Origin of the sequence: Sphingobium cupriresistens (genome assembly GCF_004152865.1) — a bacterium.
Lineage (GTDB): Bacteria > Pseudomonadota > Alphaproteobacteria > Sphingomonadales > Sphingomonadaceae > Sphingobium > Sphingobium cupriresistens.
Genome location: NZ_SEOO01000018.1, coordinates 60,198 through 76,841, shown reverse-complemented (window position 1 = coordinate 76,841; position 16,644 = coordinate 60,198). Strand labels below are relative to the sequence as shown.

Annotated in this window: 19 protein-coding genes; 16 read left to right on the top strand and 3 right to left on the bottom strand. The window is 66.2% G+C overall.

What is annotated here, in order from left to right; all coding sequences use genetic code 11:
* Positions 1-6 precede the first annotated feature (6 nt).
* From EWH12_RS12335 to EWH12_RS12320, 4 genes are all read left to right on the top strand, one after another.
* The gene (locus EWH12_RS12335) at positions 7-633 is read left to right on the top strand and encodes a hypothetical protein (RefSeq protein ID WP_207212398.1); all 627 of its coding nucleotides are present in this window, start codon (positions 7-9) and stop codon (positions 631-633) included.
* Positions 634-680: 47 nt separating this feature from the next.
* Entirely contained in the window at positions 681-1,931 is a 1,251-nt protein-coding gene (locus tag EWH12_RS12330; protein ID WP_129926772.1) for a TCR/Tet family MFS transporter, read from the top strand.
* Between the two features lie 43 nt (positions 1,932-1,974).
* A complete protein-coding gene (guaA, locus tag EWH12_RS12325) occupies positions 1,975-3,534 on the top strand; it encodes a glutamine-hydrolyzing GMP synthase (RefSeq protein ID WP_066606541.1) in 1,560 nt (519 codons plus the stop codon).
* 78 nt (positions 3,535-3,612) lie between these two features.
* Positions 3,613-4,785, top strand: a complete 1,173-nt coding sequence (locus EWH12_RS12320; protein WP_129926771.1) for an aminotransferase — start codon at positions 3,613-3,615, stop codon at positions 4,783-4,785.
* Here the strand turns inward: EWH12_RS12320 and EWH12_RS12315 are convergent.
* The 3 genes from EWH12_RS12315 to EWH12_RS12305 form a co-directional block, all read right to left on the bottom strand.
* Positions 4,740-5,252 (bottom strand): hypothetical protein, encoded by a 513-nt coding sequence (locus tag EWH12_RS12315; RefSeq protein ID WP_129926770.1) that lies wholly within the window; start codon positions 5,250-5,252, stop codon positions 4,740-4,742. The genes EWH12_RS12320 and EWH12_RS12315 overlap by 46 nt on opposite strands.
* 58 nt (positions 5,253-5,310) lie before the next feature.
* Positions 5,311-6,087 (bottom strand): SDR family NAD(P)-dependent oxidoreductase, encoded by a 777-nt coding sequence (locus EWH12_RS12310; protein WP_129926769.1) that lies wholly within the window; start codon positions 6,085-6,087, stop codon positions 5,311-5,313.
* A gap of 85 nt (positions 6,088-6,172) precedes the next feature.
* On the bottom strand, positions 6,173-7,003 hold the full coding sequence (locus EWH12_RS12305; protein WP_129926768.1) for an alpha/beta fold hydrolase: 831 nt from the start codon (positions 7,001-7,003) through the stop codon (positions 6,173-6,175).
* Positions 7,004-7,211: 208 nt separating this feature from the next.
* Between EWH12_RS12305 and EWH12_RS12300 the strand changes: the two genes are divergently transcribed.
* The 12 genes from EWH12_RS12300 to EWH12_RS12250 all read left to right on the top strand — a co-directional run bounded on the left by EWH12_RS12300 (position 7,212) and on the right by EWH12_RS12250 (position 16,588).
* Entirely contained in the window at positions 7,212-8,117 is a 906-nt protein-coding gene (locus tag EWH12_RS12300) for a GlxA family transcriptional regulator (RefSeq protein WP_242496039.1), read from the top strand.
* 128 nt (positions 8,118-8,245) lie between these two features.
* Positions 8,246-9,724: a DNA recombination protein RmuC gene (locus tag EWH12_RS12295; protein ID WP_129926766.1), complete on the top strand. Its 1,479-nt coding sequence runs from the start codon at positions 8,246-8,248 to the stop codon at positions 9,722-9,724.
* Positions 9,725-9,802: 78 nt separating this feature from the next.
* The gene (locus tag EWH12_RS22235) at positions 9,803-9,976 is read left to right on the top strand and encodes a hypothetical protein (protein ID WP_165363623.1); all 174 of its coding nucleotides are present in this window, start codon (positions 9,803-9,805) and stop codon (positions 9,974-9,976) included.
* Between the two features lie 58 nt (positions 9,977-10,034).
* A complete protein-coding gene (locus EWH12_RS12290; RefSeq protein ID WP_066607450.1) occupies positions 10,035-10,664 on the top strand; it encodes a nicotinate-nucleotide adenylyltransferase in 630 nt (209 codons plus the stop codon).
* An 84-nt stretch (positions 10,665-10,748) separates the two neighbouring features.
* Positions 10,749-11,066, top strand: coding sequence for a ribosome silencing factor (gene rsfS, locus EWH12_RS12285; RefSeq protein WP_408021514.1), 318 nt, complete (start codon positions 10,749-10,751; stop codon positions 11,064-11,066).
* Positions 11,067-11,107: 41 nt separating this feature from the next.
* Positions 11,108-11,530, top strand: coding sequence for a 23S rRNA (pseudouridine(1915)-N(3))-methyltransferase RlmH (locus tag EWH12_RS12280; protein WP_129926765.1), 423 nt, complete (start codon positions 11,108-11,110; stop codon positions 11,528-11,530).
* 178 nt (positions 11,531-11,708) lie between these two features.
* The gene (locus EWH12_RS12275; protein ID WP_408021515.1) at positions 11,709-12,902 is read left to right on the top strand and encodes a murein hydrolase activator EnvC family protein; all 1,194 of its coding nucleotides are present in this window, start codon (positions 11,709-11,711) and stop codon (positions 12,900-12,902) included.
* Positions 12,903-13,005: 103 nt separating this feature from the next.
* Positions 13,006-14,358 carry a S41 family peptidase gene (locus EWH12_RS12270; protein WP_066606572.1) on the top strand — a complete coding sequence of 451 codons (1,353 nt, stop codon included), beginning with the start codon at positions 13,006-13,008 and terminating at the stop codon, positions 14,356-14,358.
* 146 nt (positions 14,359-14,504) lie between these two features.
* Positions 14,505-14,981 carry a disulfide bond formation protein B gene (locus tag EWH12_RS12265; RefSeq protein WP_066606575.1) on the top strand — a complete coding sequence of 159 codons (477 nt, stop codon included), beginning with the start codon at positions 14,505-14,507 and terminating at the stop codon, positions 14,979-14,981.
* A complete protein-coding gene (locus tag EWH12_RS12260; protein ID WP_066606578.1) occupies positions 14,978-15,532 on the top strand; it encodes a demethoxyubiquinone hydroxylase family protein in 555 nt (184 codons plus the stop codon). The genes EWH12_RS12265 and EWH12_RS12260 overlap by 4 nt, the downstream gene beginning before the upstream one ends.
* Before the next feature lie 13 nt (positions 15,533-15,545).
* On the top strand, positions 15,546-16,094 hold the full coding sequence (locus EWH12_RS12255; RefSeq protein WP_066606580.1) for a hypothetical protein: 549 nt from the start codon (positions 15,546-15,548) through the stop codon (positions 16,092-16,094).
* A 92-nt stretch (positions 16,095-16,186) separates the two neighbouring features.
* The gene (locus tag EWH12_RS12250; RefSeq protein WP_129926764.1) at positions 16,187-16,588 is read left to right on the top strand and encodes a hypothetical protein; all 402 of its coding nucleotides are present in this window, start codon (positions 16,187-16,189) and stop codon (positions 16,586-16,588) included.
* Positions 16,589-16,644 lie beyond the last annotated feature (56 nt).

Sequence of the window (16,644 nt, the reverse complement as noted above, 5' to 3'; positions counted from 1 at the left end):
GCAGGCATGATCGGGACCAAGACACGCTGGATGACCGGAGCGCTGGTGAGCGCGGGACTGCTGCTGGGCAGCGTCAGCGCCGCAGAGGCTCGTCCGCGTTATGGCTATGACCGGGGCTGGAATGGCGGCGGTCCTGGCGGCTGGAACCGGCATCATCGCCGCGGCGACGGCTTTGGCCTGGGCGACGCGATCGGCGTCGCCGCCATTCTTGGCGCGGTCGCGGTCGTCGCCTCCTCCGTGAACAGGAACAAGCAGGTCCGCGACCCGAACACCGGCGGGACATATGATGCGCCGCCGCCCCGCACCGGCACCGACTATGGCACGGACATCCGCAACGATACGCCTGCGCGCGACGACGCGGACTTTTCCGATGTCGCCGCGCAGGACGACGGCATGACAGACGCCTGCGCCATGGCCGCGCGCGACGAAGCGCAGGACCGCGAAGGCGGCTATGCCGAAGTCCGCCACATGGAAACGCCCCTCGCCACGGCGGACGGTTATAATATCGACGGCTATGTCGAAACCCGCGCCAGCTACCGCGCCAATGACGGCGTCTCGCGCCGCTTCACCTGCGCCATGAAAAACGGCCGCGTGGCGAACGTATACATCAGCCGCGATCTTACAGCACAGTAACACGCATCCGCTTGGCAGGGCGGTCATGGCCGGTTAGGCCAACCGCCATGACCGCCCCGTTTATGCCCCGTCGCACCGCCGCGATCGCCTTCATCCTCATCACGGCGCTGCTCGACGTCATGTCGATGGGGATCGTCATCCCGGTCCTGCCGCAATTGATCGAAATCCTGTCCGGCTCGGATGCGGCGGCGGGCATGTGGAACGGCCTGTTCGTCGCCCTCTGGGCCGGGATGCAGTTCGTCTGTTCGCCGCTCATCGGCTCGCTGTCCGACCGTTTCGGCCGCCGCCCGGTGATCCTGATCTCGGTCGCGGGCCTCGCGCTCGACTTCGTGCTGATGGCGCTCGCGCCCAATCTCTGGTGGCTGGCATTGGGCCGCATCCTGGCGGGCGTCACCTCGTCCAGCTTCACCTCCACCTTCGCCTATATGGCCGACATCACCCCGCCACAGGATCGCGCCAGGGGCTATGGCCTCATCGGCGCGGCCTTCAGCGCGGGCTTCGTCGCCGGCCCGCTGATCGGCGGCCTGCTGGGCGAAATTTCGCTGCGCGCGCCCTTCTGGGCCGCCGCCGCCCTGTCCGGCCTCGCCTTCCTTTATGGCTGCTTCGTCCTGCCCGAATCGCTCGCCCCGGCAAAGCGCATGGCGTTCAGCTGGCGCCGCGCCAACCCCTTCGGCGCATTGAAGCTGCTCCGCTCGCACCCGGAACTCTCCAGCCTCGCCGTCGGCAATTTCCTCCTCTATTTCGCCCACCACATTTTTTCCGCCATCTTTGTCCTCTATGCTGGCGACCGCTATGGCTGGGGCGCATGGCAGGTGGGCGGGCTGCTGGCGCTGGTCGGCTTGCTGGACATGGGGGTGCAGGGCTTGGCTGTAGGCCCGGTGGTCAAGCGCCTGGGCGACCGCGCCACCATGGTCGTGGGCCTTTGCTTCGGCGCCATCGGCATTGCGTCCATGGGCCTCGCGTCCACCGGCTGGCTGTTCGTCGCCGCCATGTTCCCCAACGCGCTCTGGGGCCTCGCTATGCCGACGCTCCAGTCGCTGATGACCCGCCACGTCTCCGAATCCGAACAGGGGCAGTTGCAGGGCGCGAACAACAGCGTCGGCGCGATCGCCGGCATCATCTCGCCGCTCTTCTTTGGCGCCATCTACTCGCTGTCGGTCGGCCCCCGCCCGCCCCTGCCCTTCATCGGCAGCGCCTTCCTCATCGCCGCCGCCGTACTGGCCTTCGCCGCGCTCATCGGCTGGCGCGCCGGGCAGCAGTTCAAGCCGCAACTGGACATATCGGGGCCGGGCGACTAACCGGGCGCGAATCCCTTCCCACGCTCGACATAAAGGCGATTCGATGACGCTGCCCCTTCAGGATTCCATCCTTATCGTGGACTTCGGCAGCCAGGTGACCCAGCTCATCGCCCGGCGCGTGCGCGAAGCCGGCGTCTATTCCGAAATCGCCCCCTTCAACACCGCCGCCGAAGCCTTCGCGCGGATGCAGCCCAAGGGCATCATTCTGTCGGGCGGCCCCTCCTCGGTCATGTGGGAAGACAGCCCCCGCGCCCCGCAAGCCCTCTTCGACGCGGGCATCCCTATCCTTGGCATCTGCTACGGCCAGCAGACGATGATGCAGCAGCTCGGCGGCAATGTCGAAGGCGGCGAAAGCGGCGAGTTCGGCCGCGCCTTCATCGAAGTGAAGAAGCCGTGCGCCCTGTTCGATGGCCTGTGGACCACCGGCGACAAGCATCAGGTCTGGATGAGCCATGGCGACAAGGTCACGACCCTCGCTCCCGGCTTCGAAGTCGTCGCCACCAGCGAAGGCGCGCCCTACGCCATCACCGCAAACGAGGCGAAGCGCTTCTACGCCACCCAATTCCATCCCGAAGTCGTCCACACCCCCGACGGCGCCAAATTGCTCGCCAATTTCGTCCGCCATGTCTGCGGCCTGGCCGGTGACTGGACCATGGCCGAATTTCGCGCGGCCAAGATCGCCGAAATCCGCGCGCAAGTGGGCGAAGGCCGGGTGATCTGCGGCCTGTCCGGCGGCGTCGACAGCGCGGTCGCCGCGGTCCTGATCCACGAAGCGATCGGCGATCAGCTCACCTGCGTATTCGTCGATCATGGCCTGATGCGTCTGGGCGAGGCCGAACAGGTGGTCAGCCTGTTCCGCGAACATTATGGCATCAAGCTGGTCCATGTGAACGCGGAAGACCGCTTCCTGGGCGGCCTTGCCGGCCTCACCGACCCGGAAAAGAAGCGCAAGTTCATCGGCGGCGAATTCATCAAGGTCTTCGAGGAGGAAGCCGCCAAGGTCGGCGGCGCCGATTTCCTCGCGCAGGGCACGCTCTATCCCGACGTCATCGAATCGGTCAGCTTCACCGGCGGCCCTTCGGTCACGATCAAGTCGCACCATAATGTCGGCGGCCTGCCCGAACGCATGAACATGAAGCTGGTCGAACCTTTACGCGAACTGTTCAAAGACGAAGTCCGCGTGCTGGGCAAGGAACTGGGCCTGCCCGACATTTTCGTCGGCCGCCATCCCTTCCCCGGCCCCGGCCTCGCCATCCGCATCCCCGGCGAAGTGACCAAGGAACGCTGCGACATTCTCCGCAAGGCGGACTTCATCTATCTGGAGGAAATCCGCAACGCAGGGCTGTACGACGCGATCTGGCAGGCCTTCGCCGTACTGCTCCCGGTCCGCACCGTCGGTGTCATGGGCGACCTGCGCACCTATGACAGCGTCTGCGCCGTGCGCGCCGTGACCTCCACCGACGGCATGACCGCCGACATCTATCCCTTCGACGCCGCCTTCCTCAGCCGCGTCGCGACCCGCATCATCAACGAGGTCAAGGGCATCAACCGCGTGGTGTACGACTACACCTCGAAGCCGCCGGGGACCATCGAATGGGAATAAACCGGGATCAACGGCCGTTCGGGGGACGGCCATCCGGTTTATTCGGCCGCGCAAGCGGCCGCAGCGGTGGAGACTGATATGACCAGCGCCCTCCTCGGCCACCCCGTCTATCGGGACATGCCGACCACCATTTTCGAACATATGTCCGCCCGCGCCCGCGAAACCGGCGCGATCAACCTGGGCCAGGGCTTTCCCGAAAGCCCCGGTCCCCGCGCCGTGTTGCAGGCTGCCGCCGACGCGCTGCTCACCAAATCCAGCCAATATCCGCCGATGGCTGGCCTGCCCGAACTGCGCAGCGCGATCGCCGACCATTATGCCCGTCACCAGCAATGCGATCTCAGCCCGCAGGAGGTGATCGTCACCTCCGGCGCGACCGAGGCGATCGCCGCCAGCCTGCTGGCCTTGGTGAAGCCGGGCGACGAAGTGCTGATGCTGGCCCCGCTCTACGACGCCTATCTGCCATTGGTCGAGCGCGTCGGCGGCGTGGCGAAGGTCGTGACGCTGACCCCGCCCGACTGGCGCGTCACCCGCGAAGCGCTGAGCGCAGCGATCACGCCGCGCACCCGCATCCTGCTGATGAACAATCCGGTGAACCCGACCGGCATCGTCCTGCGCGCCGCGGAACTGGCGCTGCTGGCCGACCTCTGCGTCGCCCACGACCTCATCGCCATCTGCGACGAAGTCTGGGAACAGACCGTTTATGACGGCATCCCGCACCGCCCGCTGATCGCCTTTCCGGGGATGCGCGACCGAACGGTGAAGATCGGGTCGGCGGGCAAGATCTTCTCCGTCACCGGCTGGAAGGTCGGCTGGATGTGCGCCGCCCCACCCATCGCCACCCTGCTGGCGCGCGCCCACCAGTTCCTGACCTTCACCACCCCGCCGGGCCTGCAATGGGCGGTGGCGGAGGGGCTTGCCTATCCTGACGCCTGGTTCTCCGAGCAGCGCGCCGCCTATCAGGCCTCGCGCGACCGGCTGGCGGCGGGGCTGGCGGCAGCGGGCTATGTCGTCCAGCCCAGCGCCGCGACCTGGTTCCTGTCGATCGATCTGCCCGCGTCGGGCATCGCGCTGGACGACGTCGCTTTCTGCAACCGCATCATCGACGAAGCGGGCGTGGCGGCGATCCCGATCAGCGCCTTTTATCCGGCCGACCCGGTCACTCATCTGGTCCGCCTCTGCTTTTCGAAGACGGACCAGACATTGGATCAGGCGATCGCACGGCTCGCCGCCTTCCGCGCGACGCTCGGCTGACGGACGATCGCCGCGCCCAGGATCAGCATCGCGATCAGCAGCAACCCCTGCGCCGCCAGGAAGGGCGGTTCCGTCCCGGTCGGCGCGAAGGCGTTGAGCAAGGGCACCTTGAGGAAGCTCTGCACCACCAGCACGAACAGGTTGAGCCACAACGCCGCGGTCGCGCTCACCGCGTAGACGACCCGCGCCCGGCCGCGCAGCTTGAGGCCATAAAGCGCCACCAAAGCGACGATCAACACCAAGGTCGAGACGATGCCAACCCCGATCGCCGGGGTGAAGCCGCGAAAGGGAAAGAGGAATCCGGTCAGGCTGGTCAACAGCGTCGTGCCCAGGAAGACCGCCTGCGCGCCGGGCAGGAACCGCCCCTTCGCCTGCGCCACCAAAGCTAAAATCCCGGCAACGATACCGACCAGACTGATCGCGACATGCAGCGCGATGAAGGCGGGAATGGAAAAACCGAGGATCATGATGTTTCTCCTAGGAAAATTCCCGTCATCCCCGCCTTCGCGGGAATGACGGAGCAAGTTAAACGCGATACCGCGCCGCCGCATCCTTGCGCGACAGGCCCGGCCGCAACGCCCCCCGCGCCGCCAGATAGGCGTCTAGGTCGCCCCGGTCCGGCAATGCCGGAATGGTGATCGGCTCGCCCATGTCCAGTCCCGCCAGCGCGGCGTCGACCATGACCTCGACATCCATCACCATCTCGGCCGGGATGCCTGCGATCTGCTCGTCGGTCCAGATCGCCGTCCGGGTGATCCCCGGCAGCACCGCCTGCACCTGCACGCCCTTGACGCCCAGTTCGACCTGCAACGCCTCGGTAAAGGCCAGGACATAGGCCTTGCTCGCCGGATAGACCGCGGTGAAGCCGTCGGGCATCAGCGCGGTGACCGACGTGATGTTGATCAGCGTCCCCGCCCCGTTGGCCGCCAGCCGCGGCGCGATCGCGCGCGACAGCCGCGTCACCGCCACTATGTTGAGGGCGATCATCCCGGTGAGGTAATCCGGGTCCGTCTCGACAAAGCCCTGCTCGCCCGCAATTCCAGCATTGTTGATCAGGCCGGTGATGGCGTCATCGTCGCGCAACCGCGCCTCAATCCGGGCCAGGTCATCCGCCTTGGCGAGATCGGCGGCGGTCACCTCGACGCGCACGCCGGTCTGGCGCAGTTGGACAGCCAGCGCCTCCAACTTGTCCGCCCGCCGGGCGACCAGGATCAGGTTGGCGCCACGCTTGGCGAAACGACCGGCATAGACCGCGCCGATGCCGTCCGACGCGCCGGTGATGAGGATGGTTTCATTGGTCATGGGAAGTCTCCTTCGATTCGCAGCCTCCCCGTTCGTGCTGAGCCTGTCGAAGCACGCACGCGAACCGGGGTAAGGCGCTTGATTGTCAGCCGTTGATGAAATCGAGCAGGTCGGCATTGAACCGATCCTGATGCGTGACCGTCAGTCCATGATCGGCGCCTTCATACACGATCAGTACCGCCTGCGTAACGATCTTCACGGTGGAGAGCGCGGACGCGCCGATCGGCACGATCTGGTCGTCATCGCCATGCAGGACGAGCGTGGGCACATCGACCTTGGCCAGGTCCGCATGGAAATCGCTCTCGGAAAAGGCGCGGATGCTGTCGAGCTGGCCCTTCAACCCGCCCATCATCCCCTGCCGCACGAAATCGTCCCTGATGCCCTCGGACATCACCGCGCCTGCGCGGTTATAGCCGTAGAAGGGGATGGTCAGATCCTTGAAGAACTGGCTGCGATTGTCGAAAGTGCCCTTGCGGATACCGTCGAACACATCGATCGGCAGCCCGCCCGGATTGGCCTCGGTCTTCAGCATCAGCGGCGGCACCGCGCCGATCAGCGCCAGCTTGGCGACCCGGCTGGTGCCATGGCGGCCGACATAACGGGTGACTTCGCCGCCGCCGGTCGAATGGCCGACCAGAATCACGTCATGCAAATCCAGCGCCGCGATCACATCGGCCAGATCGTCGGCATATTGGTCCATATTGTTGTTGTCCCACACCTGATCCGACCGGCCATGGCTGCGGCGGTCATGGGCGATGGTGCGAAAGCCATGGTTGGCGAAGAACACCATCTGCGCGTCCCAGGCGTCGGCGCTCAGCGGCCAGCCATGGGAAAAGACGATCGGCTGGCCGTCGCGCGGCCCCCAATCCTTGTAAAAGAGGCGGGTGCCGTCCTGGGTGGTGACGAAATTGCGCATGATGAAAGTCCCTTCTGTGTCTGGAAGAGCGTCTGTCTCGCCCTGTGCTTGCAGTTTTAGGGGCAATGACGGAGGATCGGGATTGGCGGTCCCGACATTAAGCGGGCCGATTCCGACAAAGGCTGCCCCATGGACGCAACCCAGACCCCCAGGGTCGAAATCGGCATCCCTCCTCTATCGCGACTGCCAGCAGGCGATGGTCCATGGCATGACCGACCTGATCGCCATCGCCGGGCAGTTTTCACGGCAACATGGCGGCCCGCCACTCCGCGTCAGCCATTGGCAGATGCAGGTGGACGGCGGCTTCGCCCGCAGCCAGGACACGCATGAAGGCCACACCGGCACGCCCGACATCTGGCTCGTCCCCGGCCGCCTGTCGGGCATTCCCGATGCGGAGGAAGCCGCGCCCTACGCCCGCTGGCTGCTCGATCGCCACGCCGCGGGCGCCACCCTTGCCTCCAACTGCGGCGGCGCGTTCCTGCTGGCGGCGACCGGCCTGCTCAGCGGCCGCCCGGCGACGACGCACTGGTGGTTCGCCGACCCATTTCGGGGGCGCTTCCCCGACGTCAAACTGGATTGCGACCGCATCGTCATCGACGATGGCGACATCATCACCGCGGGCGGCCTGATGGCCTGGACCGACCTTGGCCTGCGACTGGTCGACCGCCTGCTCGGCCCGACGGTGATGCTCGACACCGCCAAATTCCTGCTGATCGACAGCGCGGGGCGCGAACAGAAGCATTTCGCCCGCTTCATGCCCCGCATGACCCATGGCGACGAACCGATATTGAAGGCCCAGCACTGGCTCGCCGCGCGGGAAGCCAAAGCCGTCAGCGTCGGCGACATGGCGGCGCAGGTCGGTATGGAGGAACGCACCTTCCAGCGTCGTTTCAAGGCGGCGACCGCCATGACGCCGATCGAATATGTCCAGCATCTGCGCGTCGCAAAGGCGCGCGAACATCTGGAGTTTACGAAGCGCACGATCGACCAGATCGCCTGGAGCGTCGGCTATGAAGACGCCGCCGCCTTCCGCAAATTATTCCACCGCCTTGTTGGCCTGTCGCCCGGCGACTATCGCGCCCGCTTCGCCGCACCAAGCATGCAGGCGGCCTGAATTTTTCGATAGTTAGCTAACTATCTAAATTTGCGGATGGCGATTCAATTGTCGCACTCGCTGTCTCAGACTTGCGGCTTTCGCCGCTCCCCGTTAAGTTCCCTTTTCGTTCTTATCAGGGAAATTTCATGAACAGCCTGGCCGCCCTCTTCATTCTCGTCGCCCTGCTGATTGGTCTTGCGGTCGGCTGGCTGCTCAGCGCCCGGTCCATGGCCCCGCTGGCGGCGGAAAAAGCCGATCTCGCCGCCAGGCTCGACCTCGCCACCACCCAGCGCAACGGCGCCATCGCCGAACTGGCGGTGGAGCAGGAGCGCGTCCATCAGTCCGCGACCCACATCGCCCGGCTCGAAACCGCCCAACTGGCCGCCGACCAGCGGCTCGAAGCCCTGCAGGCCGCCGCCGCCCAGCGCATCGAGTCCATCCAGGCCGAACGCGAAGCCGCGCTGCGCGAACTGGCCGGATTGAAGTCCGATACACAGGCCCGCACACAGGCCTTCGAGCAGCAGATCGCTGCGCTCCGGGACGCCAAGGAACAGCTCTCCGCCCAGTTCAGCGAAATCGGCGGCAAGTTGCTCGAATCCGCCCAGACCCAGTTCCTGACCCGCGCCGACCAGCGTTTCGCCCAGGCGAACGAGAAGAGCGAGGCCCAGCTCAAGACCCTGCTCAATCCGGTCGAAACCACGCTCAAACGCTATGAGGAGGGCCTCGCCCGCGTCGAAAAGGACCGGGTCGGCAGCTATGCCGAACTGCGCGAGGCGGTGCAGCAGGTCCATCTGGGCCAGGGACAGGTGCGTGAGGAAACCGCCAAGCTGGTCAACGCCCTGCGCGCCGCGCCCAAGACCCGCGGCCGCTGGGGCGAGCAACAGTTCAAGAACCTCATCGAAACCGCCGGCCTCTCCCCCTTCGTCGATTTCAAGGAAGAAGTGTCGGTCGCGGTCGAGGACGGCAGAATGCGGCCCGATTTCGTCATCAACCTGCCCGGCGACCAGCAGATGGTGGTCGACGTCAAATGCTCGCTGGTCGCCTATTTGAACGCCGTCGATCAGGTCGATCCCGCGTTGCGCGACGCCCATATGCTCGACCATGCCCGCGCCATGCGCACCCATGCCGACGCGCTGGGGCGCAAGGCCTATTGGGAGCAATTCGACAAGGCGCCCGACTTCGTCATCATGTATGTCCCCGGCGACAATTTCGTCACCGCCGCGCTGGAGGCCGACATGGACCTGTGGGAACGCGCGGCCAAGAATCGCGTCATCATCTGCGGCCCCGCCACCTTCCTGCCCCTCGCCCGCACCTTGGCGGGCCACTGGCGCCAGGCCAAGATGCAGGAACAGGCGCAGCAGGTCGGCCAACTCGGCAAGGAACTGTACGAGCGCCTCGCCGTCGCCGCGACCCATTTGAAGCGCCTCGGCTCCGGCCTCAACAGCGCCGTGTCCAACTATAATAATTTCATCGGCAGCTTCGAAAGCCGCGTCCTCTCGACCGGCCGCAAGTTCCGCGACCTCGACATCGAAACCGGCGGCAAGGAGATCGAGGCGATGGAGCCGCTCGACGTGCTGGCGCGCGACGCGCAGACCGAAGAAGCGCGCGCTTTGCCGGCGGCGTAACGGACAAATGGAGGAACAAGCCCGGCTCGCCTGCGTCTCTTCTCCATAAGCGACCAATATCGCAGTTTGGAGACTATCATGTGGAAGTCATTATTAACGCGCCGCCCGCTGCGGCGCCCGGACAAGGCGAAGGATGATCCGCCGCCGCGCGACCATCACATGGTGCGCGACACACCTTTCGCCGACCTGATGGCGAAGCTGGACCGGATTCCCTATCGACGGACGCGCAAGCCCGCTTTCGGCGGCCGCTGACGCCGATCCGCCGATCGCCCCCATTGCGGCCCTGTCGCCGCGCTGGCATGGCGGGATCATGACACGCATCGGCCTGCTCGGCGGTTCCTTCAATCCGGCCCATGGCGGCCATCGCGCCATCTCGCTCTTCGCCAGGGAAGCGCTGGACCTGGACGAAATCTGGTGGCTCGTCTCCCCCGGCAACCCGCTAAAGCCCGCCAAGGGCATGGCCCCGCTCGCCGCCCGCCTCGCCCATGCCCGCACCGTCGCTCGCCGCGCCCCGATTCGCCCGACCGCGATCGAGCGCCAGTTACGCACCCGCTACACCATCGATACGCTCCGCGCCCTCGCCCGCCGCTACCCCAAAAACCGCTTCATCTGGCTGATGGGCGCGGATAATCTGGCGCAATTTGGCCAATGGCGCGACTGGCGCGGCATCGCCCGGCAAATGCCCATTGCTGTCATCGCCCGTCCGGGCTATGATGATGCCGCTCGTGGCTCTGCGGCTATGAGCTGGCTGCGGCGCTTCGTCCGGTCCGCGCGCCAGGGTGCAGACTGGACGAATTGGAGACCACCGGCGCTCGTGCTATTGCGCTTTCGCCCTGATCCAAGATCGGCAACCCTGCTGCGGCAGGCGGACCCCCTCTGGCATCGCGAATATGAAGCAACGTGTGCGCGCGATCCGCTCACGCGTCGGTACGTCATCTAGATTGGAGTTTCATTGTCTAACCTCGCCTCTGCCAACGATCCGGCCTTTGCCGCCGATTCCGTGGCCGCCCTGCACGCCCTCGTCATGCAATCGCTCGACGACGACCAGGCCCAGGAAACCATTTCCATCCCGCTGGAAGGCAAGAGCAGCATCGCCGATTATATGGTTATCGCCAGCGGCCGTTCGTCGCGTCAGGTCGCCGCGATCGCCCAGCATCTGGCTGAACGGATCAAGAAGGAAACCGGCCGCTCCGCACGGGTCGAAGGGCTGCCGGTCGCCGACTGGGTGCTGATCGACGCGGGCGACGTGATCGTCCATCTGTTCAAGCCGGAAGTGCGCAGCTTCTACAATCTGGAACGGATGTGGGGCTTCGTCGACGCGCCGGTCGCGGGCAACGCCTGAACCCTTCGACAGGCGCGAGATGACCGGCTAGGAGGAGCGCCATGCTCCTCCACATCATAGCGCGCGGCAAGATCGGGCGCTCGCCCGAAGCCGACCTGGTCGACCGCTATGTCAAGCGGCTGACCATGCCGCACAAGATCACCGAAATGCCGGATCGGGGCAGCAAGCTGCCCCCGGTCGCGCCCGGCACCGTCACGGTCATGCTGGACGAAAAGGGCAAGCAGCTCTCCTCCATGGACTTCGCCCGACGGATCGAGGGCTGGCGTGACACGGGCACCCGCGAATGTCGCTTCCTGATCGGCGCGGCGGACGGCTTCGATGATGCCGACCGGGACAATGCGGACCTGCTGATCGCCTTTGGCGCGATGACCTGGCCGCATATGATGGCCCGCGCGATGCTGGCGGAACAGCTCTGGCGCGCCTGTTCCATCCTTGCCAACCACCCCTATCACCGCGAAGGCTGAAGCATTCTGAAGTCGGCTGGCGCAGCCGACGCCTCGCAGAATGCGACCAACAAAAGAAAGAGCGGAGAAGGTCGTTCGCCGCTAGAACCCGGACGGATTTCCGCCTAGTCAGAGACGACAAGGGTCGGGATAACGGGTGAAGCGCAACCTCCTCATCGCAAGCACAGTGGCGGGCCTGATGGCCCTGGCCGCCACGCGCCTGCTCGCCGCCAACGACAGCGCGATCATCCTGTCCGGCACCGCCGGCACCACGTTGGCGCAGGAACAGCAGGCGCTCAAAGCCGCCCGCCGCCAGTCGGACGAGGCGCGCGACCGTTCCGCCCGGCTGGAACAGCAGGCCAGCCTCGCCCGCGACGAAGCCGAACAGGCGCGCCGCCGCGCCGCCGCGGTCGCCGCCCGCATCCAGCAGGCCGAAGCCGACATCCAGGCCGCACAGGCCCGCATCGCCATCATCAACCGGATGCAGCGCGCCCAGGCCAGCCGCCTTGCGGCCAAGCAGGAGCCGGTCGTCCGCCTCACCGCCGCGCTGCAAATGATGGCGCGCCGTCCGTTGGCGCTGGCGCTGGTCCAGCCCGGATCGGTCGGCGACGCGGTCCATATGCGCGCAGTGCTGGGGCAGGTGCTGCCGGTGATCGAACAACGCACCGCCGGCCTGCGCCTGGAACTGGACAAGAGCCGCGCCCTGCGCGCCACCGCAGGGCAGGCCGCCGACGCGCTGGGCAAGGCGCAGGCCGACCGCAAGGACCGCCAGACAGCATTGGCTGCGCTCGAAGCGCAAAAGCGGGTCGCCGCCCGCGACTATGGCGCCAATGCGGGCATGGAAGGCGAACGGGCGCTGGCGCTGGGCGAACGGGCGCGCGACATTGTCGATCTGATGGACCGGCTGGAGGACGCGGGCGACCTGCGCGATCGGCTGGCCGCGCTGTCCGGCCCGCTGCTGCGTCCCGCCCGCCCCGACCAGGCCGGCGCCGCCGCGCCCGAACGTACCGCCTCGGTCGGCGGCCCGCCCCCCTATCGCCTGCCGGTGATCGGCCAGCTCGTCACCGGCATGGGCGAAGTCAATGACGGCGGCGTCCGCTCGCGCGGCCTGACCCTGGTCACGCAACCGGACGCCCAGGCGATCGCCCCCACCGCCGGCCGCGTCGCCTTCGCCGGCCCCTATCGCGACTATGGCCAGATCCTCATCATCGACCACGGCCAAGGCTGGACCACGCTCATCACCGGCCTGCACCGCGTCACCGCCCAGGTCGGCGATAGCGTGCGCCAGGGCGACCCGGTCGGCATCACCGGCGCGGAACGCCCCAACATCACCATCGAACTGCGCCGCAACGGCCGCCCGGTCGATATCGTGCCGCTGGTGGGGCTCGGTTAACCCGACGCTCATCGACCCTGCGCGACATTCATCGAAGCGCGCTTTTGCGTTGGCACGCGAATCGGCCTATATCGGGGATCAGATGCCGGAATCTAGGACAGCCATGAAATCCACCTTCCTCCAGGGCGCCGTCGCGCTTGGGGCGCTTGCGCTCATCCCTGCCACCACCGCAGCCCTCGCCGACGGGGAGGCGTCGAGCTACAAGGCGCTCGACGAATTTATGGACGTGTTCCAGAAGGTCCGCAGCGACTATGTCGAAAAGGTCGATGACGAAAAGCTGATCAAGGGCGCGATAGACGGGATGCTCGCCAGCCTCGATCCGCATAGCAATTTCCTCGACGCGCGCGATTTCCAGAATCTGCGCACCCAGACCGAGGGCAGCTATGGTGGCCTCGGCCTCTCGGTCACGCAGGAGGATGGCGCGGTCAAGGTGATCGCGCCGACGCAGGATACCCCGGCCTGGCGCGCGGGAATCAAGGCGGGCGACTATATCACCCATATCGACGGGCAGCTCATCTATGGCGGCACGCTGGACGAGGCGGTCGACAAGATGCGCGGCGCACCCGGCACGGCGCTCAAGCTGACGATCGTGCGGGCGGGCCGCGACAAGCCGATCGAACTGACCCTCACGCGCGAAATCATTCAGTTGAAGCCCGTGAAATGGGAGGTGAAGAACAATATCGGCGTCATCAACATCGTCAGCTTCTCGGCCAATACCGGGGCGGACGTGCGGTCCGCGATCCGCAGCATCGACAAGTCGCTGGGTCACAAGCCCACCGGCTATGTCCTCGACCTGCGCTCCAACCCCGGCGGCCTTCTGGACGAAGCGGTGACGGTCAGCGACGCCTTCCTGGAGCGCGGCGAGATCGTGTCGCAACGCGGCCGGGCGAAGGGCGATGTCGAACGCTATTATGCCAAGCCCGGCGACGATGCGAAGGGTCTGCCGGTGATCGTGCTGGTCGATGCGGGGTCCGCCTCGGCTTCCGAAATCGTGGCCGGCGCGTTGCAGGACCAGCATCGCGCGCTGGTGATGGGCGAACGCAGCTTCGGCAAGGGCAGCGTCCAGACCATGTTGCCGCTGTCGAACACCACGGCGCTGAAGCTCACGACCGCGCGCTATTATACGCCGTCGGGCCGCAGCGTGCAGGAAGGCGGCATCCAGCCCGACATCCGCGTGCCGCAGCTATCCGATCCCGATTACAAAAATCGTCCGAAATTCCGCGAGAGCGACCTGCGCCGTCATCTGATCAACGAGATCAAGACCGACGACAAGGCGCTGGAGGAGGACACGAAGGACGATCCGCGCTTCGCTTTGTCGGCCGAGGAGCTGAAGAAGAAGGGCATCGAGGATTTCCAGCTCGACTATGCGCTCAAGACGATCGCGCGCCTCGCCAGCACGCCCGGCGCGACCATCGCCCAGGCGCAGGTCGCCGCGCGCAAGCCGGGGGCGAAATAACGGCTATCAACAGCGTGTTCCCGCGCAGGCGGAAACCCAGTCCCACCGTCCGAACTGGATGCCCGCCTGCGCGGGAACACGCCATGATGCGTCCAGACCATCAAGTTCAGCATGACGAAAGCAAGCCAAGGCTTTAAGCGGGCGTTATGAAGAGCATCCCGCTTGCCCGCACCATCGCCCTGCTGACCCCGGTCCTGTTATTGGGCGGGGCCTATGCCTCCCAATATATTGGCGGCCTGCACCCCTGTGAGATGTGCTGGTGGCAGCGTTACCCGCATATGGCCGCCATCCCGCTGGCGCTGATCGCCTATGCGCTGCGCAGCCGCGCCTGCGTCAGCGCGCTGTTCGCGGGGCTGGCCGGCCTCGCCATCGGCATTAGCGGGCTGATCGGCCTGTTCCATGCCGGGGTCGAATATGGCTGGTGGGAAGGGTTGACCACCTGCTCCACCACCCCGGCCGGCGGGGCGGACCTGCTCAACCAGATTTGGGCGACCCCGATCGTCCGCTGCGACGTCGCGCCCTGGGATCTCCTCGGCATTTCGCTCGCCGGCTATAACGGCCTCTTGTCCGGGGCCGCCGCGCTCGCCATCTTGGCGCTGTTGCTTAAAGCGAGAAAAGCATGACCGCGCCCAAGGATTTTCCACGCCCCGGCAGGAGCCTGTCCGATTCCGATCGCGCCGCCATGGTGCGGGTCGATCAGGCTGGCGAGTTCGGCGCGGTGCGCATCTATGCCGGGCAACTGGCAGTGATGGGTGATCGCCATCCCTATGGCCGGCTGATCGCCGGCATGGCGGCGCAGGAGGAACGGCATCGCGCCGCCTTCGACGCGATGATCGCCCGGCGCGGCGTCCGCCCGACGGCGCTCGCGCCGATCTGGAGCGCGGCCGGCTTCGCGCTGGGCGCGGTGACCGCGGCGATGGGACCAAAGGCCGCGATGGCCTGCACCGCGGCGATCGAAACCGAAATCGACCGCCATTATGCCGAACAGTTGGCGCAATTGGGCGACAGCGATCCGGAACTCTCCACCGCCATTGCGGATTTCCAGGCGGAGGAGGTCGAGCATCGCGACGCGGCGCTCGCGCATGGCGCCGAACAAGCACCCGCCTACCCCCTTTTGTCGGGCGCCATTCGTTTGGGATGCCGGGCCGCCATCGCGCTTTCCAAGCGCCTCTGATAAGGACGGATATATGAGCAAGACCCGAATGATCGCAGCCTTCGCGCTGATGCTGGGCGCGTCCGTCCCTGCGCTGGCTCAACCGGCGACAGCGCCGACGGCCGTGACCGACCCCGCGTCGGAAAAGGTCAATATCGTCATCGTCTATGGCGAAGACGCCTGCCCGCAGAGCCAGGGCGACGACATCGTCGTGTGCGCGCGCAAGGGCGAGGAGGAACGCTATCGCATCCCCGAACCGCTGCGGGGCGATCCCAATATGCCCAGCAAGCAGGCGTGGGGCGAACGGGTCCGCTCGATGGAATATGTCGGTCGGCAAGGCACTGAAAGCTGCTCGCCGGTCGGCGGCGGCGGCGCGACCGGCTGCTTCGCGCAACTGTCCCGCCTCGCCAAGGCGGAACGGCAGGCGCTCGACAATGCCAGTTGGAAGGATCTGGTCGCGGCCGAACGCGCCAAGCGCCTGTCGACCATCGACGCTGACAGCGACGCGATCGAAGCGCGGGTGAAGGCGGAGGAAAAGGCGGCGCAGCAGCCCCAACCGGCTCCCGCCGCACCGCAACGCTGACGGTTTTGGGGCGTTCATGCCGTCCTGATCCACGAACCGCCGGGCATTGGGCACGCCCGGCATCTGACAGGGGTGGTAAAAGGATTTATCTTATGCGGCCGCGCGTCGTACTTCCCCTGATCGGCCTGTGGCTGGTCCCTCTGCTGCCCTCCTATGCGCTCGCACAGGCGGAGCCGCCGCCCGAACGCATCATCAACCTGCTGGTCTATGGCGACGACCCCTGCCCGCAAAGCAAGGGCGACGATATCGTCGTCTGCGCGCGCAAGCCGGAGGCGGAGCGTTATCGCATCCCCAAGAAACTGCGGGAAAAACCCGCCGTGTCTGGCGGTCCCGGCTGGGGCAGCCAAGTCGCGACGATGGAACAGACCCAGCGCCAGACGCTGCCCAATAGCTGCAATGCGATCGGCAGCAACGGCTTCACCGGCTGCACCGCCCAGATGCTGCAACAATGGTTCGCCGAACGGCGGATGCAGGAAAGCGCCGGCGAGCCGTGAAATACGCTGCGTTTTCCCGCGCAGGCGGGAACCTTGATCCAAACGGCGGACTGGAT